Origin of the sequence: Streptomyces tendae, from assembly GCF_014650435.1 — a bacterium.
Lineage (GTDB): Bacteria > Actinomycetota > Actinomycetes > Streptomycetales > Streptomycetaceae > Streptomyces > Streptomyces tendae.
Map to the genome: position 1 here is coordinate 1 of NZ_BMUY01000074.1, position 1,045 is coordinate 1,045.

1 protein-coding gene is annotated in these 1,045 nt (G+C 67.5%); it reads left to right on the forward strand.

Going from position 1 to position 1,045, the window contains the following annotated elements:
• Positions 1-12: 12 nt before the first annotated feature.
• The coding region (locus IE258_RS40660) for an acyltransferase domain-containing protein (protein WP_229892788.1) at positions 13-1,045 on the forward strand (1,033 nt) is incomplete at its 3' end.

Sequence of the window (1,045 nt, forward strand, 5' to 3'; positions counted from 1 at the left end):
CAGTGGGCGGGGATGGCAGTGGAGCTGCTGGACTCGTCGCCGGTGTTCGCGGACTCCATGCTCGCCTGCAGCGAAGCACTGAACGAATTCGTGGACTGGGACCTGCTGGAGATTCTGCGAAGCGGCAACGAGGAACTGTCGAACCGCGTCGACGTGGTGCAGCCGGTGCTCTGGGCAGTAATGGTGTCCCTGGCCGCACTCTGGCAGGCCTGCGGAGTGCAGCCGGCCGCGGTGGTGGGCCACTCCCAGGGCGAGATCGCCGCCGCGGTGGTGGCCGACGCCCTGACGCTGCGCGACGGCGCACGCGTGGTCGCACTGCGCAGCACGGTCATCGGCCGCCTGCTCGCAGGCAAAGGCGCCATGGCCTCGGTCACGCTCGCCTCCGACACAGTGCGAGAACGCCTCACACCATGGGAAGGACGCCTGTCCCTCGCAGCCGTCAACGGCCCCTCGTCAAGCGTGGTCTGCGGACACCTCGACGCACTGGACGAATTCGCGAGCACACTCGAACACGACGGAATCCGAGTACGGCGCATCGCCGTCGACTACGCCTCACACTCCGTCTTCGTGGAACAGGCAGAGGAAGAACTCCGCAACGTCCTCACCGATGTCTCCCCCCTGCCGGGCAAGGTGCCCTTCTACTCCACCGTCACCGGCGGACTCCTCGACACCACCACACTCGACGCCGACTACTGGTACCGCAACCTGCGACAGACCGTGCGCTTCGAGGAAACCGTACGCGAGCTGACACGCCGGGGCCACGACGCGTTCATCGAGGTCAGCGCGCACCCAGTACTCACCGTCGGCGTCCAGGAGACCCTGGAGGCCACCGGCACCCGGCATGCCGTCTGCGGCACACTGCGCCGGGGCGAAGGCGGTGCCCGACGGCTGCTCACCTCACTGGGCGAAGCATGGGTCGCCGGCATCGCAGTCGACTGGTCCCGACTGACACCAGCCGGACATACCGTGCAACTACCCACCTACGCATTCCAGCACCAGCGCTACTGGCTCGACAGCACCACCGGCAGCAGTGTCGACGTCGGGG